The organism is Streptomyces apocyni, assembly GCF_009739465.1.
GTDB lineage: Bacteria > Actinomycetota > Actinomycetes > Streptomycetales > Streptomycetaceae > Streptomyces > Streptomyces apocyni.
On the sequence record NZ_WHOM01000072.1, the window covers coordinates 59157 to 82616 of the forward strand.

Sequence of the window (23460 nt, forward strand, 5' to 3'; positions counted from 1 at the left end):
GGGGTGAGCGGCGGTGCGGAGGCAGGCTCTCAGCTGGGGGCAGGCTCTCAGCTGACGGAGACCTCGGGCTCGCCCGAGGCGACGCCGTCGCGCTCCATCTGCTCGGCGATCTTCATCGCCTCGTCGATCAGGGTCTCGACGATCTTCGACTCGGGGACGGTCTTGATGACCTCGCCCTTGACGAAGATCTGGCCCTTGCCGTTGCCGGAGGCGACACCGAGGTCGGCCTCGCGGGCCTCGCCGGGGCCGTTGACGACGCAGCCCATGACCGCGACGCGCAGCGGCACCTCCATGCCGTCCAGGCCCGCGGTGACTTCCTCGGCCAGCTTGTAGACGTCCACCTGGGCACGCCCACAGGACGGGCAGGAGACGATTTCCAGCCGACGCTGCTTCAAGTTCAGCGACTCCAGGATCTGCGTGCCGACCTTGACCTCTTCGGCGGGCGGCGCGGAGAGGGAGACCCGGATCGTGTCACCGATGCCCTCGCTGAGCAGGGCGCCGAAGGCGACGGCCGACTTGATGGTGCCCTGGAACGCGGGACCTGCCTCGGTGACGCCGAGGTGCAGCGGGTAGTCGCACTGGGCTGCCAGCTGGCGGTAGGCGTTGACCATGATCACCGGGTCGTTGTGCTTCACGGAGATCTTGATGTCCCGGAAGCCGTGCTCCTCGAACAGCGAGCACTCCCAGAGCGCCGACTCGACCAGCGCCTCGGGCGTGGCCTTGCCGTACTTCTTCAGGAGCCGCGCGTCCAGCGATCCGGCGTTGACGCCGATACGGATCGGAGTGCCGCTCGCCGCGGCGGCGCCCGCGATCTCCTTGACCTTGTCGTCGAACTGCTTGATGTTGCCCGGGTTGACGCGCACCGCCGCGCACCCGGCGTCGATCGCCGCGAACACGTACTTCGGCTGGAAGTGGATATCGGCGATGACCGGGATCTGGGACTTGCGCGCGATCGTGGCCAGCGCGTCCGCGTCGTCCTGAGTCGGGCACGCGACGCGGACGATCTGGCAGCCGGACGCCGTGAGTTCGGCGATCTGCTGGAGCGTCGCCCCGATGTCAGCGGTACGCGTCGTGGTCATCGACTGCACCGAAACCGGCGCGTCCCCGCCCACCGCCACCGTCCCGACCTGGATCTGCCGCGAACGGCGACGCTCGGCGAGCTTGGTCGGTACGGACGGCATTCCCAGAGAAATCGCAGTCATCTGCTGTGCAACCCCAACGGTGTGGATCAAGGTCCCGGTATCGGCGGGCTCCAGACTTCGAGATTACGCCACGGCCAACGCGCCGAGCACACCGCACCGCCAAACACACCCGATGGTGGGGCAGCCGGACCCCGCCTGGGTCCGGCTGCCGCGACCCTGCCGTGCACCACGTACGGTCAGGAGATTTTCACCGGGTTAACGACGTCCGCGATCAGGACCAGAATCGTGAAGCAGATGAAGATTCCGGCCACCACATAGGCGACGGGCATCAGCTTCGCGACGTCGAACGGGCCGGGGTCGGGCCGCTTGAAGAGCCGGGCCAGCTTCCGGCGCAGCGACTCCCACAGGGCGCCCGCGATATGGCCGCCGTCCAGGGGCAGCAGCGGCAGCATGTTGAACAGGAAGAGCGACAGGTTGAAGCCCGCGACGAGGAACAGCATCATCGCGATCTGGTTCTCCGGCGGGATGTCCAGGGTGAAGACCTCGCCACCGACGCGGGCCGCGCCGACCACGCCCATCGGGGAGTCCTGCTTGCGCTCGCCGTCGCTGAAGGCGGCGTTCCACAGGTCGGGGACCTTGGACGGGAGGGCGATCAGCGCCTGGAAGCCGTTCTCCATGATGGTGCCCATACGGTCCACGGATTCCGGGAACGACTGCTTCACGATGCCGGAGGCCGGGGTGAAGCCGAGGAAGCCCGCGTAGACGTACTCGCCCTCCACATAGCCACCACTGCCGTCCGTCTTGCTGACCTGGTTCTTGATCAGATCAGCCTTGAGGTCCTGGCGGACGCCGTCGCGATCGACGGTGATGGTGGCCGGGCCGAGGGTTTCGCGGATACGGGACTGGAGTGCCGACCAGTCGTCGACCTTCTGTCCATTGAACGCGACGATCTTGTCGCCCGCCTCCAGGCCCGCGGCCTTGGCGGGTGCGGGCGTGTCGCCCTTCTCGCAGACCGTGCGGTTCTCGCTCTGCTGGATCACACAGTCCGAGACCCGGCCGACGGTGGTCGTCTGTTCGTTCCAGCCGAAGGTCATCAGCACGCCGAGGAAGATCGCGATGGCGAGGATGAGGTTCATAAACGGACCGGCGAACATCACGATCACGCGTTTCCACGGCGCGCGTGTGTAGAACAGCCGCTTCTCGTCGCCTGGCTGGAGCTCCTCGAACGCCGCCGAGCGGGCGTCCTCGATCATGCCGCGCCAGGGCGAGGTCGAGCGGGCCTCCAGGCGTCCGTCCTTGCCCGGCGGGAACATCCCGATCATGCGGATATAGCCGCCGAGCGGGATCGCCTTGACGCCGTACTCGGTCTCGCCCTTCCGGCGCGAGAAGATCGTCGGACCGAAGCCGACCATGTACTGCGGCACCCGGATGCCGAACAGCTTCGCGGTACTCAGATGCCCCAGCTCGTGCCAGGCGATCGAGAACAGCAGCCCGACTACGAAGACGACTATGCCGAGGATCATCATCAGGGTCGTCATGCACGAGCCTCCGCGGTCTCTTGCGTCGTCTTCGGTCCCGCCAAGGCCGCGAGACCGGCGAGCTCACGGGCCCGGGCTCGTGCCCAGGCCTCCGCATCGAGGACGTCCGCGACCGTCAGGGAAGTTCCCGTACCCGGGGTGCCGTGTTCGGTGACGACCTCGGTGACCGTCTCCATGATGCCGTTGAACGGCAGCCTGCCCGCGAGGAAGGCGTCCACGCACTCCTCGTTCGCGGCGTTGAACACCGCCGGGGCGGTCCCGCCGAGCGCGCCGACGTGCCGGGCGAGTCCGACCGAGGGGAAAGCCTCGGTGTCCAGCGGGAAGAACTCCCAGCTGGACGCCTTCGACCAGTCGAAGGCCGGGGCGGCGTCCGGAATCCGCTCGGGCCAGCCGATGCCGATGGCGATCGGACCGCTCATGTCCGGCGGGGTGGCCTGGGCCAGGGTGGAACCGTCGGTGAACTCGACCATGGAGTGGACGTAGGACTGCGGGTGGACGACGACCTCGATGCGGTCGAAGGGGATGTCGTAGAGCAGGTGCGCCTCGATGACCTCCAGGCCCTTGTTGACCAGGGTCGCGGAGTTGACGGTGATGACCGGGCCCATCGCCCAGGTGGGGTGGGCGAGCGCGTCCTGGGGGGTGACGTGCGCCAGCTCCGCCTTCGTACGCCCCCGGAAGGGCCCACCGGACGCCGTGACGACCAGCTTGCGCACCTGGGCGCGGGTGCCGGCGGCTAGCGCCTGGAAGAGCGCGGCGTGCTCGGAGTCGACCGGGATGATCTGGCCGGGCCTGGCCAGCGCCTTGACCAGCGGGCCGCCGACGATCAGCGACTCCTTGTTGGCCAGGGCCAGGGTCCGTCCGGCCTCCAGGGCCGCGAGGGTCGGCGCGAGGCCGATGGAGCCGGTGATGCCGTTGAGCACGGTGTGGCAGTCGCTGGCGGCGAGCTGGGCCGCGGCGTCGGGGCCCGCCAGGATCTCGGGGAGCGGCTCGGTGCCGTCCTGCGTGCCGTACCGCGCGGCGAGTGCCTCGCGCAGTGCGGGTACGGCATCCTCGCGGGCGACCGCGACGGTGGACACCCGCAGCCGCCTGGCCTGCTCGGCCAGCAGATCGACCCGGCCACCAGCCGCCGAGAGGGCGGTGACGCGGAACCGGTCGGGGTTGCGCAGGACCAGGTCGATGGCCTGGGTGCCGATGGAACCCGTGGAGCCGAGGACGACGATGTCCCGGCGGCCTTCGACGGGGTCGAAGACGAGATGCGGGTCGGCGAGAGGGGCAGGCAAGTCGCTCATCCCCCCATTGTTGCCGCAACCGCCGGGCGATCCGACCCCGCTCCCCCACTGATGGCCGCGTGGCGAGCGGGCGAGAGGCCCGGCAGTGGGCTGCCGGGCCTCTCACGTGTGCTCGTTCAGCGGATGGGGCGGTGGAGGTTCTCCTTCTTCGCCGGGCCCGGCGTGGCGTCGGCGATCCAGGGGCCGTCACCGCTGGCGTCGATGACGCCCTGTTCGAGCCAGGTGTACGTCCCCGAGAGGACGCCCGAGACGACCTTGCGATCCAGATCGTCGGTGTTGTTCCACAGGCGGCCGAAGAGCTCCTCGACCCGCAGGCGGGCCTGGCGGCAGAAGACGTCCGCGAGTTGGTAGGCCGCCTGGCCGTGGTCGTCCGTGGTGCGCAGGAGTTCCGCCCGTACGCAGGCGGCGCTCATCGCGAACAGTTCGGCGCCGATGTCGACGATCCGGCCCAGAAAGCCCTGTTTCGTCTCCATCCGCCCCTGCCAGCGGGACATCGCGTAGAACGTGGAGCGGGCCAGCTTGCGCGAGGTGCGTTCGACGTAGCGCAGGTGGCCCGAGAGGTCCCGGTGTCCCGGCGGGTGGAACTCGCCGTAGGTGCGCGGGAGCTGGCCTGGTCCGGTGACCAGTTTGGGCAGCCAGCGGGCGTAGAAGCCTCCGGCCCGCGCGCCCGCCTTCGCCTTGTCGCCCAGCGACTTGTCCGGGTCGATGAGGTCCCCCGCGACCTTGAGGTGGGCGTCGACGGCCTCGCGGGCGATGAGGAGGTGCATGATCTCCGTGGAGCCCTCGAAGATGCGGTTGATCCTCAGGTCGCGCAGCAGCTGTTCGGCGGGCACGGCGCGTTCACCGCGGGCGGCCAGTGAGTCGGCGGTCTCGAAGCCTCGGCCGCCGCGGATCTGGACCAGTTCGTCGGCGATCAGGCAGGCCATCTCGGAGCCGTACAGCTTGGCGAGCGCGGCCTCGATGCGGATGTCGTTGCGGTCCTCGTCGGCCATCTGCGAGGACAGGTCGAGTACGGCTTCGAGGGCGAAGGTGGTCGCGGCGATGAACGAGATCTTCGCGCCGACGGCCTCGTGCTTGGCGACCGGCTTGCCCCACTGCTCGCGGACGGTCGACCACTCACGGGCGATCTTCAGGCTCCACTTTCCGGCGCCGACGCACATGGCGGGCAGCGAGAGGCGGCCGGTGTTGAGGGTGGTGAGGGCGATCTTCAGGCCCGCTCCCTCGGGGCCGATGCGGCTGGCGGCGGGGACCCTGACCTGGTGGAAGCGGGTGACGCCGTTCTCCAGGCCGCGCAGGCCCATGAAGGCGTTGCGGTGCTCCACGGTGACGCCGTCGGCCGCGGCCTCGACGACGAAGGCGGTGATGCCGCCCTTGTGGCCATCGGACTTGGGGACGCGGGCCATGACGACCAGGAGGTCGGCGACGACCCCGTTGGTGGTCCAGAGTTTCACCCCGTCCAGCAAGTAGTCGTCACCGTCCGGGATGGCGGTGGTCGCCAGGCGGGCCGGGTCGGAGCCCACGTCCGGCTCGGTGAGCAGGAAGGCCGAGATGTCGGTACGGGCCAGCCGGGGCAGGTAGGTGTCCTTCTGCTCCTGGGTGCCGAAGAGCTTCAGTGGCTGCGGTACGCCAATGGACTGGTGCGCCGAGAGCAGTGCGCCGATCGAGGGGTTGGCGGAGCCGACCAGGGCGAGGGCCTTGTTGTAGTACACCTGGGTGAGGCCGAGGCCGCCGTACTTGGTGTCGATCTTCATTCCGAGCGCGCCGAGTTCCTTGAGGCCGTTGATCACCTCGTCGGGGATCTTCGCCTCGCGCTCGATACGGGCCCCGTCGATCTTCGTCTCGCAGAAGTCGCGGAGTTTGGCCAGGAACTCCTCGCCGCGCTGGGCGTCTTCGTCGGCGGGGAGCGGATGCGGGTGGATCAGGTCGATCCGGAAGCGGCCGAGGAACAGTTCCTTGGCGAAACTCGGCTTCTGCCAGTCCTGTTCGCGCGCGGCCTCGGCCACTTGGCGGGCCTCGCGCTCGGAGACCTTGGCCGCGTGCGCGGGCTGGGAGGACTGAGCGGGCTGCGCGGGCTGGGAGGAGGGTGTGGCGGACATGAGGAGCTCACCTCGCCGCTAGGGGGTCGACGGAACCGGCCGGGCCGTTGGTTACCGACCGGTGCTACTCGCTCGTTGGTACCCGATTCCGCCCTTTCGCACCAGCCTGCGCGCAACGGACACCCCCTGGGTGGCGAAAGGATCAGCCAGCCAGCCGGAAGAGGTTGAACCGGTAGCTCTCCGCCTTGTCCCGGAAGTCGGTCCGCATCACCTGGACGAACGCCTTCCGGGCGGCGCTGAGCGGGTCGGTCAGCTCACTCGGGAAGTCGAGGAAGGTACGGCTCTCCAGCAGCCGCGGACCCGGCTCCGGCTCCCAGGTCTCGACCGCGCGGGGGTCGTCGCAGGCCCAGACCATCCGGGCGGCCATCATGCTCAGTACGTCGTGCTGGTCCTGGGTATCGACCATGTCCTGGGCCGAGGTGTCGGTGGCCAGCAGCGCGCCGGGGAAGCGTCCGCTCAGGTCCCGTACGAACGACCGCACCCGGTCCTCGTCGAGGAACGGCAGCACGGCCTCCGCGACGAAGAGGTACGGCCCGGGGAGTGCCGCGACGCGGTCGTGCCAGGAGGTGTCGAGCACGGACGCGCCGATGATCGTACGGCGGTCGCTCTCGGCGAAGAAGTGGCGGCGCAGGTCGACGGCGTCGGGGAGGTCGAGCTCGACCCAGTGCGCGGTGCCGTTGTCGGTGCGTTCGAGCCTGGTGTTGAGGCCGCAGCCGAGTTCGACGACGGTGCCGGTCGGGTGCTCGGCGAGGAAGCGGCGTACCCAGGAGTCGTACAGCAGGGTGCGGAAGTTGACGCCGAGGAGGCTGGGCTTGCCGTCGAACTTCGCGAAGTCGTAGTCGATGGCCTCCGTCACCTCGACGGACTTCGGGTCGCGCAGCATCCCGCCCGGGTCGGCGGTCTCCACGGCCCTGCCGTAGAGCGTGATGAGCAAGGTCTCCTGGACGGTGCCGAGTTGGGGTGCGATCTTGCTCATCACTGCCTCCTGCAGGGTCAGTGGGTCAGACGGGTTCTCAGCCTTCGGGTGTGATCAGGCCGCGCTCGTAGGCGCGGACGAGGCGTTGGGGTACGGCGTACTCGCGGCCCTCGATGTAGACGGACACCAGAGCGGGGGTGCTCGCCTTCCACTGGGCACGACGGTGACGGGTGTTGGAACGGGACATCTTGCGCTTCGGAACTGCCATGCCCGCCACTCTACATGAAAACGATTGTCGCTTTCGATGAGGGTGGCGGTGGCATCGGGGCCGGGCACGCGAAAGCGGCCGGAGCCCCTGGCAGGGTCCCCGGCCGCTTCGGTGTGACGCGTGTTCCTACAGGTCGAGGCCGGTGAGGACCATGACCCGCTCGTACGTGTAGTCCTCCATCGCGTAGCGCACGCCCTCGCGGCCCACGCCGGACTGCTTGGCGCCGCCGTACGGCATCTGGTCTGCGCGGTAGGAGGGAACGTCGCCGACGATCACGCCGCCGACCTCAAGGGCGCGGTGGGCGCGGAACGCGGTCTTCGTGTCGTGCGTGAACACACCCGCCTGGAGGCCGTACTTGGAGGCGTTGACGGCGTCGAACGCCTCCTGCTCGCCGTTCACCTTGGTGACCGTCAGGACCGGCCCGAAGACCTCCTCGGAGGCGAGGGTGACATCGGCCGGTACGTCGGTGACCACGGTCGGCGCGTAGGCGGCGCCGTCGCGCTTGCCGCCGGTGAGCAGCTGGGCGCCCGCCTTGACGGCCTCGTCGACCCAGGACTCGACACGCTTGGCGGCGTCCTCGCTGACCAGCGGGCCCACCTCGGTCTCGCTGTCCGACGGGTCACCGGTGACCTGGGCCTCGACGGCCTTGACGATGCGCGGCAGCAGCCGGTCGTGCAGGGACTCGTCGACGATCACGCGCTGCACGGAGATGCAGGACTGCCCGCCCTGGTAGTTCGAGAAGGTCGCGATGCGGCTCGCGGCCCAGTCGAGGTCGGCGTCCGAGGAGAAGTCGGCCAGGACGACCGCGGCGCCGTTACCGCCGAGCTCCAGGGTGAGGTGCTTACGCGGCACCGAGTCCATGATCGCGTAGCCGACCTTGTCGGAACCGGTGAAGGAGATGACCGGCAGGCGCTCGTCCTGGACCAGGGCGGGCATCTTGTCGTTGGCGACCGGCAGGATGCTCCAGGCGCCCTCCGGCAGCTCCGTCTCGGCGAGCAGGTCGCCGATGATCAGGCCGGAGAGCGGGGTCGCGGGCGCGGGCTTCAGGATGATCGGGGCACCGACCGCGAGCGCCGGGGCGATCTTGTGCGCGCAGAGGTTCAGCGGGAAGTTGAACGGCGCGATACCGAGCACGACACCGCGCGGGAAGCGGCGGGTGAGGGCGAGGCGGCCGACGCCACCGGCGTCCGTGTCCAGGCGCTGGGCCTCACCGCCGTTGAAGCGGCGGGCCTCCTCGGCGGCGAAGCGGAACACCGAGACCGCGCGGCCGACCTCACCGCGGGCCCACTTCATGGGCTTGCCGTTCTCGGCGGAGATCAGCTTGGCGATCTCCTCGGTGCGCTCGACCAGCCTGCGGGAGACGTGGTCCAGGGCGGCGGCGCGTACGTGGGCGGGGGTGGCCGCGAACTCGTCGCGCACCGCGTAGGCGGCGGCCACAGCCTCCTCGACCTGGGCGTCGGTCGGCACGCTGACGGTGCCGACGGTGCGGCCGTCCCAGGGGGACGTGACGTCGAGGGTGGTCTCGCCGGTGGCCTGGCGGCCGGCGAGCCAGAAGGCGTGGGTGGAAGTCATTGTGATTCCCGGCCCTTCCGCGTTGATTGCTGGGGGTTTTCTCCCCACCGTAGGGGCGCGCGGCTCGCAGGTCGTTTATCCGGCACGTAGCAGTCGAGAGGTGGCGCGCACCGGATTGTCAGATGGGCTTGCGGGGTGGGGACCGATAGGGCGCCTTGTCGCCTGGCTGGCGCCTTGTCCCCTAGCTGGCCGCCTGGTCGCCCGTCGCCTAGTCCGAGGCCGCGGCAGTGGTCTTGAGCGCCAGCCAGAGTTCCATCCTGACGTCCGGGTCGTCCAGAGAGCGGCCGAGGATCTCCTCGACGCGACGCATCCGGTAGCGCAGGGTGTGCCGGTGGACGCCCAGCTCGGCGGCGGCCGCGTCCCACTGACCGTGCCGGGAGAGCCAGGCCCGCAGGGACTCGACGAGGTCGCCGCGGCCGGTGGCGTCGTGTTCGCGCAGCGCGCGCAGCAGGCCGTCGGCGAAGGCGCGTACCGCGTCGTCGGCGAGCAGCGGCAACACCGAGCCCGCGGCGAGCTCTTGGTGCTCGACGAGGGATCGGCCGCGGCGGCGGGCCACGGAGAGGGCCTGCTCGGCCTGTTTGTACGCGGTCGCGGCGGCGATCGGCCCCGTCGGCGCGGAGAGGCCGACGACCAGGGCGTCGTCCTCGGGGGCGCGCGCCGCGGCCTTGTCGGCGTCGAGTGTCTCGGCGTACCGGAGGCAGGCGTCGGCGGCGGCGCCGCCGTCGGCGATGAGCAGCACGAGCCGACCGCCGCCGTCCGGGACGACGAGCACCGGCTCGCCCGCACGGGCGGCCGCGGACTCGCAGACGTCGGCGAGGGCGTCCCGCGGGTCCCCGGTCTGTGCCGCGTCCGGGGCGCTGGCGGGCGACTTGGCCGGGGCCCCGGACGCCGTGTCGGGCCGCGTGCCGGACGCCGCGGCCCGTTCCGCGATGAGCAGGCGGAACGGCGCGTCGAGCAGGCCGCCGTACAGGTCGCCCGCGACGGTACGGGCGTGGTCGGGCTGTCCGGCGAGCAGCATCCGCAGCACGGCCGCGCCGAGGCGCTGCTCGGCGGCGTGCAGCGAGCGGGAGCGTTCGGTGGTGAGGGTGAGCAGGGCGATGGCCGAGTGCACGGCGTACCGTTCGGCAGTGCCCAGTGGCGCCCCGGTGCCGACCGCGAGCGCGGTGCGGGCGCGGCGCCCCGTACCGATCGAGTGCAGTTCGACGCGGTCTTCGGCGCCGCTGACCACGCTCGTGGCCGGGACCGGCCGGTCGCGCAGTCGCTCCACGTCGGGGATGAGCCGGGAGGCCCGCCTGGCCGCCCATTCGGGTGCGGCGGCGACGACGCCGCCCGCCGCGTCGTACAGCGCGGCCCAGCCGTCGACCTGTCCGGCGAGCGCGCTGAGCAGCCCCTCGGGCCCGCCGGACAGCGCCTGCCGGGTGAGCTCCCGCTGCGCCGCGAAGCCCGCGGTGACCGAGCGGTACTGGTCCGCGGCGATCGCCGCGGACACCGCCTTGCTGATGGCCAGGAAGGGTGTGCGGCGGGGCACCTCGAGCAGCGGCAGCCCCTCAGCCGCCGCCGCGTCCACCAGGGCCTCGGGAACGTCCTCGTAGTTCACGCCGACCGCGAAGCCGAGCCCCGCCACGCCCGCCCCGACCAGCCGCCGCACATAGCTGCGCATCGCCTCCCGGTCCTCCGCGTCCAGCTTCAGCGCGGTGATCAGGAGCAGCTCACCGCCGTCCATGTACGGCACGGGGTCGGTGAGCTCGCTGGGATGCGCCCAGCGCACCGGGGTGTCCAGGCGGTCCGCTCCCGCGCGCACGATCAGCTTGAGCGCGGAGTGGTGGACGAGGGAGGCGAGCGTGGGGGGCATGGGACCTTCAGGTTGTGGCCGGGGTTGTTGCTGGCCGGGGTGGTACTTGGCCGGGTTTGTTCTTGGCCGGGCCGTATGAATGGTCTGCTTCGATTCTGCCTCACCGTAGAGGTACGCCGCGCGGTCCGGGGAGCTACTCCCGCAGGTCCACCAGCAGCGGCGGCGCGTGTTCCCCCCGTACCGTCGTCAGCGAGAGCACCGCGTGTCCCGGCGGCACCGCGTGTGCCAGTTCCGACGCCGACCAGCGCTCGCGCTCGACCTGCCGCACGGTGACCGCGCGGGCGGTGGGCGCCTTGCCGGTGATCAGCTTGCGCAGGGCGTGCGAGACCTTGGTGAGCGGCTCGTCCGCGACGATCTGCCGGTCGGTGACATCGGTGGCCTCGATCCACTCCTTGCCCCAGACCTCCGCGAACTGCTGCCCGTCCCACGGCGTCACCCCGGCCAGCGCCATCCGGCAGCCTGTCGCGCCGAGCAGCGCGCTGCGCAGCGGCCCCGCCACGTCATCGAGGGTGCGCAGGGTCAGGACGGCTCCCGCGTTCGCCGAGCGCAGCCGCTGGATGCCGCGTACGGCCTCGGGCGTGACCGTACGCGAGGCGTCGTCAAGGACCAGACAGGCGAACAGCGAACGGTCCTCGCGGTGCGCGGCGCTCGCCGTGAACTGGGCGAGCAGCAGCCGGGCCAGAATCCGCGAGGCGTCGGCGTGACCGCGCTCGGGCAGGTCGATCCGGACCCGTACGGGATGGTCCAGGGCCCGCAGCGAGAACGGCCGCCCCTCGCCCGATGTGTCGAAGAACCCCGCGAACGCGGGCCGGTCCAGCAGCGCCATCCGGTCGGCGAGCAGCACGCTCGGATCGCCCGCCCCACCCGACTGCCGCTCGCGCGCGTCGAGTTCGCGGAGCATCGCGTCCTGGCCGCGCTCGGCCAGGGTCTCGCGCAGGGCGGCCAGCGGCGCGGGCGCGCCGTCGAGGAGTTCCCGCAGCTCGGGTACGGACGGGAAGCGGCCGTTGGCCACGTAGTACGGGCCGAGCAGCTGGGCGAGTACGGTCGCCGAGCGGCGGCTGTCGGCTCCAGGGTGCGGGTCGGCCAGGTCCCCGACCAGCGCTTCGGCGAGTACGGTCGCGGCCTCGTCGGGGTCGGTGGTGCCGCCGTACAGGTCGAGGTCGTACACGGAGTCGGGGTGGCCGACACGGACCACGACGTCGTAGTTCTCGGCGGGGCCGAGCCCGGCGCCCGCCGCGCCGACGACCACCACGGCGGCTCGTCCGGCCAGTGCCTGGAGGCACAGCGCCTCGGTGAGCGGGCGGATCACGCTTCCGGTCTTGCCCGAGCCCGAGGGGCCGACGGCGAGGAATGAGGTGCCGAGCAGGTCGGGTCCGACGGCCAGTCCTGCCCCCCGGTACTGGTACGGGTTGCGCTCGTCGTCGGCCGTGGTGCCCAGGCGTACCTGCCCGGCGATCAGGTCGTGCCGGGCCGATCTGGCGTGCAGGTCGCGCTCACCGGAGGGGTGCACACAGGCGCCGGCGCCGTCCTTGAGTACCGCGCGGGTGAATTCGGGCAGGGCGTGGCGGCCGGAGCGTACGGACTGCCAGGCGCGGTCGATCCTGGCGTGGTCGACGTCGCGCATCAGGCCAGCGGTGGCGTCCGCGGCGAGCCGGTCGGCGGCGTCGGGGGCGCCGACGGCGCGGAGCTGGGGCCAGCTGGCCGGGTCGGCTTCGGGGGCCTCGACGGTCGCGGACCGGGCGGATGGCCGCGCCGCGCTCCAGGCGGGTGGGCCGATCCGGCGCCAGATCTCGGGCCAGCGCCCGAGGCGGCCGACCATGATCAGGAGGCCTCCGACCACGACGAGGTAGTAGAGGTAGGTGGCCACCACGAAGGCCAAGCGGTTGCCGTCCCCCGCGCGCCAGGACTCGGGCGTCAGAGCGAGCAGCGGCCACAGCCAGTAGCTGCCGAGATAGCCGTTGTACAGCAGGGACCAGATCAGCCAGCCGACCAGGAAGGAGATCACGGCCCCGCTGAACAACTGTCGGCCGGGTACCCGCTCCGGCTCCTGCTCCGGTCGCGGCGTGTACCCGAACCGCCAGATCCCGGGCGGCGCCTCCGGGCGCGGCACCCGCAGCCACCCCAGGAAGGCGGCCCCGTCGGGCAACGGCGGCACCGGGGTCGCCTCGATCCCCGGGGCATGCCGGGGTGGCGGCGGCACCATGGGCCTCGGCCCTTGACCCGCATAGGTGCCGGGTGCGTCGTGTGTGCCGTCGGTGTCCATCTGACCGTTGCCCCCTGACCTGCCGGTCTGTTCCTTCGTGCGGGTCCGTCGTACGGGTCCTTCGTGCGGGCTCAATCTAGTGGGTGGGCACGAAGAGTTGAGCGACCCGCGCCCGCGCTATGGACGGTCCGGATAACGCCACGCGCGTACTTCTCCCCCGCGGAACATGCCCGCGCGTGCCTCGCACCCCTAGCCTGCGAACAGAACCGCGTCCGATCCACCCCCAGGAGCCCCTTATGAGCGCAATTCCGCAGGAGCGCCGCGTCGTCACCGCGATCCCCGGCCCGAAGTCGCAGGAGCTGCAGGCCCGCCGTACCGCCGTGGTCGCGGGCGGCGTGGGCTCCGTACTGCCGGTGTTCACGGCACGCGCGGGTGGCGGCATCATCGAGGACATCGACGGCAATCGTCTGATCGACTTCGGTTCCGGCATCGCCGTGACCAGCGTCGGCGCCTCGGCTGAGGCCGTCGTACGCCGGGCGTCCGCGCAGCTCGCGGACTTCACCCACACCTGCTTCATGGTCACGCCGTACGAGGGGTACGTCGAGGTCTGCGAGCGGCTCGCCGAGCTGACCCCGGGCGACCACGCCAAGAAGTCCGCGCTGTTCAACTCCGGCGCCGAGGCCGTCGAGAACGCGGTCAAGATCGCGCGGTCGCACACCAAGCGTCAGGCCGTCGTGGTGTTCGACCACGGGTACCACGGGCGTACCAACCTGACGATGGCGCTCACCTCGAAGAACATGCCGTACAAGCACGGCTTCGGCCCGTTCGCGCCCGAGGTCTACCGCGTCCCGGTGGCGTACGGCTACCGCTGGCCGACCGGTCCGGAGAACTGCGGGGCCGAGGCCTCCGCCCAGGCCATCGACCAGATCAGCAAGCAGATCGGCGCGGAGAACGTCGCCGCGATCATCATCGAGCCGGTACTCGGTGAGGGCGGCTTCATCGAGCCCGCCAAGGGCTTCCTGCCCGCCATCGCGCAGTTCGCCAAGGACAACGGCATCGTCTTCGTCGCCGACGAGATCCAGTCCGGGTTCTGCCGTACCGGCCAGTGGTTCGCCTGTGAGGACGAGGGCATCGTCCCGGACCTGATCACCACGGCCAAGGGCATCGCGGGCGGTCTGCCGCTCGCCGCGGTCACCGGGCGCGCCGAGATCATGGACGCCGCGCACGCGGGTGGCCTGGGTGGCACCTACGGCGGTAACCCGGTGGCCTGCGCGGGTGCGCTCGGCTCGATCGAGACGATGAAGGAGCTGGACCTCAACGCCAAGGCCAAGCGGATCGAGTCCGTGATGAAGGCCCGGCTGACGGAGATGCAGGAGAAGCACGACATCATCGGGGACATCCGCGGACGTGGCGCGATGATCGCGATCGAGCTGGTGAAGTCCGGTACGAAGGACCCGAACCCGGAGGCCACCGCGGCGATCGCCAAGGCCTGCCACGCGGCGGGTGTGATCGTGCTGACCTGTGGCACGTACGGCAACGTGCTGCGCTTCCTGCCGCCGCTGGTGATCGGCGAGGACCTGCTGAACGAGGGTCTGGACATCGTCGCCGAGGCCATCGCGGCGGTCTGAGCCGCCGCCGGACAGGCGCTGGCCGACGCGCTGTGAAGATCCTGTGCTGGGGCGATGACGGGTCGCCTGTGCGACTGTTGGCGTCGTGTCTCGTGTCATAGGTTCTTCGTACGGTGTGCTCGCGCACGCTGCCGGAGCCGACGGCTCCGGCGCCCCTCACCGATCGGACGGCCCACCGCCCCACACCCCCCGGGGCGGTGAGCGGCCAACCGGTCCTCACCGCGGCCCCGGAACACTCCCCCCTGTTCCGGGGCCGCCGGTTTTCCGGGCTCGGTGGGCGGCTGGCGCGGGGGTGTTGTGCGGTGTCCTGCTGGGGTGGCTGGTCGCGTTTGACGGGCCGGTGCGGCGGCTGGACGAGCGGGTCGGTCTCGCCGTGGGGCGCGATCAGGTCCGGGAGCGGCCGGAGGGCGTCGCGCGGCTGCTGGCCGATCTGGGCGAGGTGATGGTCGCCGTTCCCGTACTGGTCGCGGTGCTCGCGTTCGTGGGGTGGCGTGCATGGCGGCGGGGTGCGGCCCGGTGGTGGGTGGCGCCGGGTGTGGGCGCGCTGGTGATGGCCGCGGTGCCGCTCGTGGTGGTGCCAGCCAAGATGCTGGTGGGGCGGGCCGGGCCGCCCGGTATGACGTCCGCGGAAGGCTTCTATCCGTCGGGGCACGCGACGACCGCGGCGGTCGCCTATGGGGCCGCCGCCCTGCTGGTACTTCCGTACCTCCGTGCTGTCTGGTCACGGCGGGTGGTGACGGTCAGCTCCCTGCTGGTGGTCGTGGCGGTGGGGGTCGGTCTGGTGCGGTGCGGGTACCACTGGCCGCTGGACGTGGTGGGCGGCTGGTGCCTGGGTACCGCGCTGGTGGCCCCCCTGTGGGTGCTACGTCAGCGCCCTGGTGGGTCCGCGTCAGGACCGTGAGTCGCGGGCCAGTTGCGCCGCCGCCTCGTGCATCGCGAGTTCCAGCAGACCCGGATCGGTGAGAGTGCCGGAGCCGTCCGGTGCGATCAGCCAGCGGACGCCGCCCGTCGCCCGGCCGGGGTACGGAACGACGATCCAGGTGCCCTGGCCCGCGCCCCGTACGCCCGTGCCCACCCATCGGCTGGCGGTCCCGGCCGGGACGAAGAACCCCATCCGGGCGTCGCCGAAGTCGGCGAGCACCGGACCCGGACGGTCGACACAGCGGTTCAGTACATCGAGTGTCGGATAGCCGAGCTCGCCCGGCAGGATCAGCACATCCCAGCGCTTGCCCGCCGGGAGCAGGGCGACCCCGAGCGGGTTGCGCTCCCACTCCCAGCGGCAGGCCTCCGGGTCCGGTGCCACCGCGACCAACCACTCCACTGCCGACCTAGCCGCCGAGCCACTCATGGCTTGGCCTCCCTCGTCTTCGTCTGCGCACGATGCGTTCACGAGGGAGAGCGGGCTCGGCGGTGGTCCTTACGCGGGTTTTCGCGACAAGTTGGTTTTTCGCTACGAGTTGGTAGTGACCTCGCCATAGGAGGGACAGGGGGCGTACGCCGGTGCTACCGGACAGGCGTGCTCAGCGCGCGGGCTCTCAGCTGTCGAAGCCGAGACCGAGGCGGTCCAGGGTCTTCAGCCAGGGGTTGCGGCGGCCGCCGTTGGCGTCGGCGCGGGCCAGGGACCATTTGGTGAGGGAGATTCCGGTCCAGGCGAAGGGCTCCGGCGGGAACGGGAGCGGTTTACTGCGGACCATGTCGAGTGCGGTGCGTTCGGTCCGCTCGCCCGCGAGCAAGTCGAGCATGACGTCCGCGCCGAAGCGGGTCGCCCCGACGCCGAGCCCGGTGTAGCCCGCCGCGTAGGCGACCTTGCCGGAATGCGCCGTACCGAAGAACGCCGAGAAGCGCGAGCAGGTGTCGATCGCGCCGCCCCAGCTGTGGGTGAAGCGCAGCCCCTCCAACTGGGGGAAGCAGCGGAAGAAATGGTCCGCCAGCTTGGCGTAGGTCTCGGGGCGGTGATCGTACTCGGCCCGTACCTTGCCGCCGTAGGGGTAGATGGCGTCGTAGCCGCCCCACAGAATGCGGTGGTCGGCGGTGATCCGGAAGTAGTGGAACTGGTTGGCGCTGTCGCCGATGCCCTGGCGGTTCTTCCAGCCGATGGAGTCGAGCTGGGCCTCGGTGAGCGGCTCGGTCATCAGGGCGTAGTCGTAGACCGGGACGGTGTACGGGCGGATCCGCTTCACGAGGGAGGGGAAGACGTTGGTGCCCAGCGCGATCTGGCGGGCCAGGACTCGGCCGTACGGGGTGCGGACGGCCATGCCCGCGCCGTGCTGGGTGAGGGTGGTGGCGGGGGTGTGCTCGTAGATCCGTACGCCGAGGGAGAGGCAGGCGGCCTTGAGGCCCCAGGCCAGCTTGGCGGGGTGCAGCATGGCGACACCGCGGCGGTCCCAGATTCCGGCGAGGAAGGTGGGGGACGCGACTTCGGCTCTGACCTGGTCGGCGTCCAGGAACTCGGTGCCGCCGTCGAGGCCGAGGCGCTGGGCCTCGGTGTGCGCCTCGCGGAGTTCTTCGACCTGGTGTGGCTCGGTGGCCACGTCGATCTCGCCGGTGCGTTCGAAGTCGCAGTCGATGGCGTAGCGGGCGACCGCCTCCTCGATGGCGTCGAGGTTGCGGGCGCCCAGCTGCTCCAGCTGTTCGATCTCGCCGGGCCAGCGGGCCAGGCCGTTGGCGAGGCCATGGGTGAGGGACGCGGCGCAGAAGCCGCCGTTGCGGCCGGAGGCGGCCCAGCCCACCTCGCGGCCTTCGAGCAGCACCACGTCGCGCCGCGGGTCGCGCTCCTTGGCGATGAGCGCGGTCCACAGTCCGCTGTAGCCACCGCCGACGACGAGCAGGTCGCAGCTTTCGGCGCCGGTGAGGGCGGGTTCGGCGCGTGGCTTGCCCGGGTCGTCCAGCCAGTAGGCCACCGGCTGGGCGTCGGCGAGTGCGGTGGTCCAGCGGTTCTTCGGGGTCATGGCGCTTGGGGCCATGATCTCAACTCCCTACAGTGCTTGCTTCATGGCTTGCTACAGGGGCTACAGGGCTTGCTTCTTGCGGCGGTTGCTGGTCAGTTGGCCGACGAGCACGATGGCGACCGCGATCACGAACATCGCCGTACCGATCACGTTGACCTGGACGGGAACGCCGCGCTGTGCCGCGCCCCAGACGAACATCGGGAAGGTCACGGTGGACGGGCCCGCGTTGAACTGCGTGATGATGAAGTCGTCGAACGACAGGGCGAAGCTCAGCATGGCGCCGGCGGCGATGCCGGGCGCGGCCAGCGGCAGGGTGACGCGCCAGAACGTCTGCGCGGGTCCCGCGTACAGGTCACGGGCGGCCTCTTCGAGCCGCGGGTCCATGGACATGACGCGGGCCTTGACCGCGACGATCACGAAGCTCAGGCAGAACATGACGTGCGCGATGAGGATCGTGGTGAAGCCGAAGTTGACCCGCATGTTGAGGAACAGCGTGCCGAGCGAGGCGGCCATCACGACCTCGGGCATGGCCATCGGCAGGAAGATCAGGCCCTGGGCGGTGGACTTGCCGCGGAAGCGGTAGCGGCCGAGCGCGAAGGCGGCCAGGGTGCCGAAGACGGTGGCGATCAGGGTGGCCGTGAGGGCGATCCTCAGGCTCAGCCCGAGTGAGCCGCACATGTCGGCGACACCGCAGGGGTTGGTCCAGGCGTCGGTGGAGAACTCCCGCCACTCGTAGTTGAAGCGTCCCGCCGGTTTGTTGAACGAGAACAGCATCACGACGACGTTGGGGAGCAGCAGGTAGACCAGGGCGAGCGATCCCATGATGACAACGAGATTGCGGCGCACCCAGCGGATGGGGGCGGTCAGGAGCGTCAGGGGTGTCAGGGGTGCGGACATCAGACCAGGTCCTCCGTTCCCGCGCGGCGCATGTAGAGGGTGACCATGACCAGGATCAGCGCCATCAGGATGAACGACATGGCGGCCGCGGTCGGGTAGTCGAGGACGTTGAGGAACTGCTTCTGGATGGCGTTGCCGACCATCTGCTCGCGCGGTGAGCCGAGCAGTTGGGCGTTGATGTAGTCACCGGACGCCGGGATGAAGGTGAGCAGGGTGCCCGCGACGACGCCGGGCAGCGACAGCGGGAAGGTCACCCTGCGGAAGGTGGTGGAGGGCTTGGCGTACAGGTCGCGGGAGGCCTCGTGCAGTGCGGGGTCGATCCGCTCCAGGGAGCTGTACAGCGGCAGCACCATGAACGGCAGGAAGTTGTAGGTGAGCCCGCAGATGACCGCGAGCGGAGTGGCCAGGACCCGGTCGTCGGCGGTCAGGCCCAGCCAGCTCGTGACATCGAGGAGATGCAGGCTGTTCAGGGCGGAGACCACGGGTCCCGAGTCGGACAGGATCGACTTCCAGGCGAGGGTACGGATCAGGAAGCTGGTGAAGAAGGGCGCGATGACCATCACCAGGAGCAGCCCGCGCCAGCGTCCGGCCCGGAACGCGATCATGTACGCCAGCGGGTAGCCGATGAGCAGACACAGCGCGGTGGCGACGGCCGCGTACAGGAAGGAACGGAGGAAGTGCGGGCCGTAGTCCTGGAGCGCCTCCCAGTACGTGGCGAAGTGCCAGGTGACCTGGTAGCCCTCCTCCAGGGAGCCGGTCTGGACCGAGGTCGAGGCCTGGTAGAAGAGCGGGGCGACGAAGAAGACGGCGAGCCAGATCCCGGCGGGCAGCAGCAGCCAGTACGGGGTGAGGCGGGGCCGCCGCTCTGGGGCGGCGGGCGGTGCCTCGGCCGGGGCCGCCGCACCCGGTGGTGGTGGGGCGGTCGTGAGCGCGGGGCTCATGCGGCGTCCTCCCCCGTACCGGCGTCGATGGCCTGGGCGGAGTCGAGGCCGAAGGTGTGCGCCGGGTTCCAGTGCAGCACCACGTCGGCGCCCGGTATCAGGCGGGAGTCGCGTTCCACGTTCTGCTCGTAGACGGCCAGTTCGGGTCCGGCCGGGCTGTTGACCACGTACTGCGTGGAGACGCCGAGGAAGCTGGCGTCCGTGATCGTGCCGGGGACGCGGTTGCGGCCTTCGGGGATGGTCCCCTCGTCCGCCGCGAGGGTGAGGGAGATCTTCTCGGGGCGTACGCCCGCGAGGATCCGGTCGCCCGCGCGCAGGGTGGTGTGGGCGCGCTCGGTGGGCAGCCTGAGCTTGCTGTCGGCGGCCTTGAGCAGGGCGTGGTCGCTGCCCGCGTCGACGACCTCGGCCTCGATGAGGTTGGAGGTGCCGAGGAAGTTGGCGACGAAGGTGGTGCGCGGGTTCTCGTACAGCTCGGCGGGTGCGCCGAGTTGCTCGACCCGGCCGCCGTACATGACCGCGACCTGGTCGGCCATGGTCATGGCCTCTTCCTGGTCGTGGGTGACATGCACGAAGGTGATGCCGACGTCGGTCTGGATGCGCTTGAGTTCGAGCTGCATCTGGCGGCGCAGCTTGAGGTCGAGCGCTCCGAGCGGCTCGTCGAGCAGCAGCACCTGGGGGCGGTTGATCAGGGCGCGGGCGACGGCGACGCGCTGCTGCTGGCCGCCGGAGAGCTGGCGGGGCTTGCGGCGGGCCATCGGGCCCAGTTCGACCAGGTCCAGCATCTCGTCGACCTTGCCGGCCACGGACTTGACGCCCTGGCGGCGCAGGCCGAACGCGATGTTCTCGTACACATCCAGGTGGGGGAAGAGGGCGTAGCTCTGGAAGACGGTGTTCACCGGGCGCTTGTGCGGGGGCAGCGCGGTGATGTCCTGGTCCCCGAGGAGTACGGAGCCGCTGCTGGGGTCCTCCAGGCCCGCGATCATGCGCAGGGTGGTGGTCTTGCCGCAGCCGGAGGCGCCGAGGAGGGCGAAGAAGGAGCCCTCGGGGATGGTGAGGTCCAGCGGGTGTACGGCGGTGAAGTCACCGAAGACCTTGCTGACCTGGGACAGGGTGATGGTCATGAACGTTCCTCAGATGGGCTTGCCTCAGATGGGCTTGGCTTCCGCCAGGGTTCTCACGCGCCGATCAGCTTGGCGAACTGGTCCTCGTAGCGGGTCTCTTCCTTCTCGCTGAGCTGCCGGAAGTTGTGGCCCTTGGCGATCATCTTGGCGTCCGGGACGATCAGCGGGTCCTGGGCGAGCTCCTTGTCGATCTTGGCGAGCTCTTCCTTGGCGCCGACGACGGGGCAGATGTAGTTGACCCAGGCGGCCAGTTCGGCCGCGACCTTGGGCTGGTAGTAGTAGTTGATCAGCGTCTCGGCGTTCTTCTGGTGCTTGGCCTTGGCGGGGACCAGCAGGTCGTCGGTGCCGAAGAGGTAGCCGTTGTCCGGCAGGTAGAACTGCACGTCCGGGTTGTCGAACTGGAGCTGTACGACGTCACCGGCCCAGGCGACGCAGGCGGCGATGTCACCGGAGTTCAGCTCGTCCATGTAGTCGTTGCCGGTGAAGCGGCGGATCTGCCGGGAGTCCACCGCCTTCTGGATCTTGGCGATGGCGGCGGAGTAGTCGTCGTCGCTGAAGTCCGCGGAGTCCTTGCCCATGTCGAGCAGGGTCAGGCCCATGGTGTCGTGCATCTCGGTGAGCATCGAGACCTTGCCCTTGAGGGAGTCGTCCTCCAGGAGCTGGGTGACGCTCTTGACCACCTTTCCCTTGGTGGCCTTCTTGTTGTACGCGATGACGGCGGCGGTGCCCGCCCAGGGGTAGCTGAACTGGCGGCCGGGGTCGTGCGCGGCGTTGCGGAAGCGGTTTTCGAGGTTGGCCACGGCGTTGGGCAGGTTGGCCGGGTTCAGGCGGCGGGCCCAGCCGTGCTTGATGAGCCGTCCGGCCATCCAGTCGGAGAGGCAGATCAGGTCGCGGCCGGTGTCCTGGCCCGCGGCGAGCTGCGGCTTGATCTTGCCGTAGAACTCGTTGTTGTCGTTGATGTCCTCGATGTACTTGACCTTGATCCCGGACTCCCGCTGGAAGGCGTCCAGGGTGGGGCGCTTGTTCTCGTCATCGTCGTCGACGTCGACGTACAGCGGCCAGTTGGCGAAGTTGAGCACCTTCTCCTTGTCGGAGAGGTCCCGGGGCTTCTCCTTGTCCTGGCCGTCGTCGCCGCCCTCGGCCGGGGGGATGCCACAGGCGGCGAGCAGGGCTCCGCCGGCCGCGAGCGAGGTGCCCTGGAGCATGCGGCGGCGGGACATGGCGGCGCGGCCGCTGGTCAGACTGCGTTCCCAGGCCTTGCGGACCGGCTCGGACATGCCGTCGAAGAGATCAGTGGGTATCACAGGGAACTGCCTTCCTGGGGAGGGGGGAGGGAAGGAGTGGGCGCTGGCGGTGAGCGGTCGCGTCGTGGCGTATGGGGGTACCCGACGGTGGTGGTTCAGCGGGTGCCGAAGACCGTGCGGTGCCAGTCCTTCCTGGCGACCGCGGTGTTGTCGTACATGACGTGCTTGACCTGCGTGTACTCCTCGAAGGAGTACGCCGACATGTCCTTACCGAAGCCGGAGGCCTTGTAGCCGCCGTGCGGCATCTCACTGAGGATCGGGATGTGGTCGTTGATCCAGACGCAGCCCGCCTGGATCTCGCGGGTGGCCCGGCCGGTGCGGTAGACGTCACGGCTCCAGGCGGACGCGGCCAGGCCGTACGGGGTGTCGTTGGCGAGGCGGATGCCCTCGTCGTCGGAGTCGAAGGGCAGGACCACCAGGACCGGGCCGAAGATCTCGGCCTGGACGATCTCGCTGTCCTGGGCGGCGTCGGCGATCAGGGTCGGCCGGTAGTAGGCACCGTCGTTGTCCGGGGCCGTGCCGCCGGTGACCACGCGCGCGTAGCCGCGTGCCCGGTCGACGAAACCGGCGACGCGGTCGCGCTGGGCGTGCGAGATCAGCGGGCCGAGGTCGGTGGACGCGTCGAAGGGGTCACCGAGCCGTACGGTCTCCATCAGGTCGGCGACGCCCTGGACGAAGGCGTCGTAGAGCGGGCGTTGGACGTACGCGCGCGTGGCGGCCGTGCAGTCCTGGCCGGTGTTGATCAGCGCACCGGCGACGGCGCCGTGCACCGCGGCCTCAAGGTCGGCGTCGTCGAAGACCACGAACGGGGCCTTGCCGCCGAGTTCGAGGTGCAGCCGCTTCACGGTGGAGGTGGCGATCTCGGCGACCCGCTTGCCGACCGCGGTGGAGCCGGTGAAGGAGGTCATCGCCACGTCCGCGTGGCCGACGAGGTGTTCGCCCGCGTCCCGGCCCGCGCCGGTGATGATGTTGACCACGCCGTCCGGGATGCCTGCGTCGGTGGCCGCCTGGGCGAACAGCAGGGAGGTGAGCGGGGTCAGCTCGGCGGGCTTGAGGACGATGGTGTTGCCCGCGGCGATGGCCGGCAGCACCTTCCAGGCGGCCATCTGGAGCGGGTAGTTCCAGGGCGCGATGGAGCCGACGACACCGATCGGCTCCCGGCGTACGTACGAGGTGTGGTCGGCGCTGTACTCGCCCGCGCTCTGGCCCTGGAGGTGGCGGGCGGCGCCCGCGAAGTAGGCGGTGTTGTCGATGCTGCCGGGGACGTCGAACTCCCGGCTCAGTTTGATCGGTTTGCCGCACTGCAGGGACTCGGCCTGCGCGAATTCCTCGGCGCGCTCGGTGAGTACGGCGGCGAAACGGTGCATCGCGTCGGAGCGCTCACCTGGGGTCGCGCCCGCCCAGCCGGGGAAGGCGGCGCTCGCGGCGGCCACCGCGGCGTCGACGTCAGCGCTGGACGCGAGGTCGTAGGTAAGCACCTGCTCGCCGGTGGCCGGATCGATGACGGTGTGCTGCTGACCGGATGTTCCGGGTCGCAGCTCGCCGCCGATGTACTGCGCGCCTACCGCGAAGCGGTCTTGCGCCGAGAAACGGTCACCCATCACGCTCTCCGTAGCTCCAGCTCGAATTGAGTGCCGATCCTGACAGAGCAGATGACCTTCAACAAGGGATTCCGTTGTTGCCTTTTGGTTACGCGACGGAATCTGTCGACCAGGTGTCGAGTCCCCCGGGAAAAGGGGGGACGG

Annotated in this window: 18 protein-coding genes; 2 read left to right on the top strand and 16 right to left on the bottom strand. The window is 70.2% G+C overall.

The features are described 5' to 3' along the window. Window positions 1-47: 47 nt before the first annotated feature. The 9 genes from ispG to GCN81_RS25615 form a co-directional block, all read right to left on the bottom strand. Window positions 48-1202 (bottom strand): flavodoxin-dependent (E)-4-hydroxy-3-methylbut-2-enyl-diphosphate synthase, encoded by a 1155-nt coding sequence (ispG, locus tag GCN81_RS25575; protein ID WP_156726855.1) that lies wholly within the window; start codon window positions 1200-1202, stop codon window positions 48-50. A gap of 176 nt (window positions 1203-1378) precedes the next feature. Beyond that, complete coding sequence (locus tag GCN81_RS25580; RefSeq protein ID WP_156726856.1) at window positions 1379-2680, bottom strand: M50 family metallopeptidase; 1302 nt, start codon at window positions 2678-2680, stop codon at window positions 1379-1381. Continuing rightward, window positions 2677-3969, bottom strand: coding sequence for a 1-deoxy-D-xylulose-5-phosphate reductoisomerase (gene dxr / locus GCN81_RS25585; protein ID WP_156726857.1), 1293 nt, complete (start codon window positions 3967-3969; stop codon window positions 2677-2679). The genes GCN81_RS25580 and dxr overlap by 4 nt, the downstream gene beginning before the upstream one ends. Before the next feature lie 116 nt (window positions 3970-4085). Next, entirely contained in the window at window positions 4086-6065 is a 1980-nt protein-coding gene (locus GCN81_RS25590; RefSeq protein WP_197287778.1) for an acyl-CoA dehydrogenase family protein, read from the bottom strand. 142 nt (window positions 6066-6207) lie between these two features. Continuing rightward, on the bottom strand, window positions 6208-7041 hold the full coding sequence (locus GCN81_RS25595) for a class I SAM-dependent methyltransferase (RefSeq protein ID WP_156726858.1): 834 nt from the start codon (window positions 7039-7041) through the stop codon (window positions 6208-6210). 37 nt (window positions 7042-7078) lie between these two features. After that, window positions 7079-7249, bottom strand: a complete 171-nt coding sequence (rpmF, locus tag GCN81_RS25600) for a 50S ribosomal protein L32 (RefSeq protein ID WP_156726859.1) — start codon at window positions 7247-7249, stop codon at window positions 7079-7081. Between the two features lie 126 nt (window positions 7250-7375). Beyond that, window positions 7376-8821 (bottom strand): aldehyde dehydrogenase family protein, encoded by a 1446-nt coding sequence (locus GCN81_RS25605; RefSeq protein ID WP_156726860.1) that lies wholly within the window; start codon window positions 8819-8821, stop codon window positions 7376-7378. Between the two features lie 208 nt (window positions 8822-9029). Further along, the gene (locus GCN81_RS25610; RefSeq protein ID WP_156726861.1) at window positions 9030-10673 is read right to left on the bottom strand and encodes a PucR family transcriptional regulator; all 1644 of its coding nucleotides are present in this window, start codon (window positions 10671-10673) and stop codon (window positions 9030-9032) included. 133 nt (window positions 10674-10806) lie between these two features. Continuing rightward, window positions 10807-12936 (bottom strand): type IV secretory system conjugative DNA transfer family protein, encoded by a 2130-nt coding sequence (locus GCN81_RS25615; RefSeq protein WP_156726862.1) that lies wholly within the window; start codon window positions 12934-12936, stop codon window positions 10807-10809. Between the two features lie 236 nt (window positions 12937-13172). On the opposite strand from GCN81_RS25615, the gene gabT reads away from it, so the two are divergent. Together gabT and GCN81_RS25625 are read left to right on the top strand one after the other, a co-directional pair. Further along, complete coding sequence (gene gabT / locus GCN81_RS25620; RefSeq protein WP_156726863.1) at window positions 13173-14504, top strand: 4-aminobutyrate--2-oxoglutarate transaminase; 1332 nt, start codon at window positions 13173-13175, stop codon at window positions 14502-14504. A gap of 292 nt (window positions 14505-14796) precedes the next feature. Then, window positions 14797-15405: a phosphatase PAP2 family protein gene (locus tag GCN81_RS25625; protein WP_231626966.1), complete on the top strand. Its 609-nt coding sequence runs from the start codon at window positions 14797-14799 to the stop codon at window positions 15403-15405. Here GCN81_RS25625 and GCN81_RS25630 read toward each other — a convergent pair. From GCN81_RS25630 to GCN81_RS25660, 7 genes are all read right to left on the bottom strand, one after another. Continuing rightward, a complete protein-coding gene (locus GCN81_RS25630; RefSeq protein ID WP_156726865.1) occupies window positions 15394-15852 on the bottom strand; it encodes a hypothetical protein in 459 nt (152 codons plus the stop codon). The genes GCN81_RS25625 and GCN81_RS25630 overlap by 12 nt on opposite strands. A 187-nt stretch (window positions 15853-16039) precedes the next feature. Next, on the bottom strand, window positions 16040-17467 hold the full coding sequence (locus GCN81_RS25635) for an NAD(P)/FAD-dependent oxidoreductase (protein ID WP_156726866.1): 1428 nt from the start codon (window positions 17465-17467) through the stop codon (window positions 16040-16042). A 45-nt stretch (window positions 17468-17512) separates the two neighbouring features. After that, window positions 17513-18349: an ABC transporter permease gene (locus tag GCN81_RS25640; RefSeq protein WP_156726867.1), complete on the bottom strand. Its 837-nt coding sequence runs from the start codon at window positions 18347-18349 to the stop codon at window positions 17513-17515. Then, window positions 18349-19290, bottom strand: coding sequence for an ABC transporter permease (locus GCN81_RS25645; protein ID WP_156726868.1), 942 nt, complete (start codon window positions 19288-19290; stop codon window positions 18349-18351). Before GCN81_RS25645 ends, GCN81_RS25640 begins: the two co-directional genes overlap by 1 nt. After that, complete coding sequence (locus GCN81_RS25650) at window positions 19287-20411, bottom strand: ABC transporter ATP-binding protein (RefSeq protein ID WP_156726869.1); 1125 nt, start codon at window positions 20409-20411, stop codon at window positions 19287-19289. Before GCN81_RS25650 ends, GCN81_RS25645 begins: the two co-directional genes overlap by 4 nt. 53 nt (window positions 20412-20464) lie before the next feature. Continuing rightward, complete coding sequence (locus GCN81_RS25655) at window positions 20465-21688, bottom strand: polyamine ABC transporter substrate-binding protein (RefSeq protein ID WP_156727149.1); 1224 nt, start codon at window positions 21686-21688, stop codon at window positions 20465-20467. A 122-nt stretch (window positions 21689-21810) separates the two neighbouring features. Beyond that, window positions 21811-23316 (bottom strand): gamma-aminobutyraldehyde dehydrogenase, encoded by a 1506-nt coding sequence (locus GCN81_RS25660; RefSeq protein WP_156726870.1) that lies wholly within the window; start codon window positions 23314-23316, stop codon window positions 21811-21813. Window positions 23317-23460: the final 144 nt, after the last annotated feature.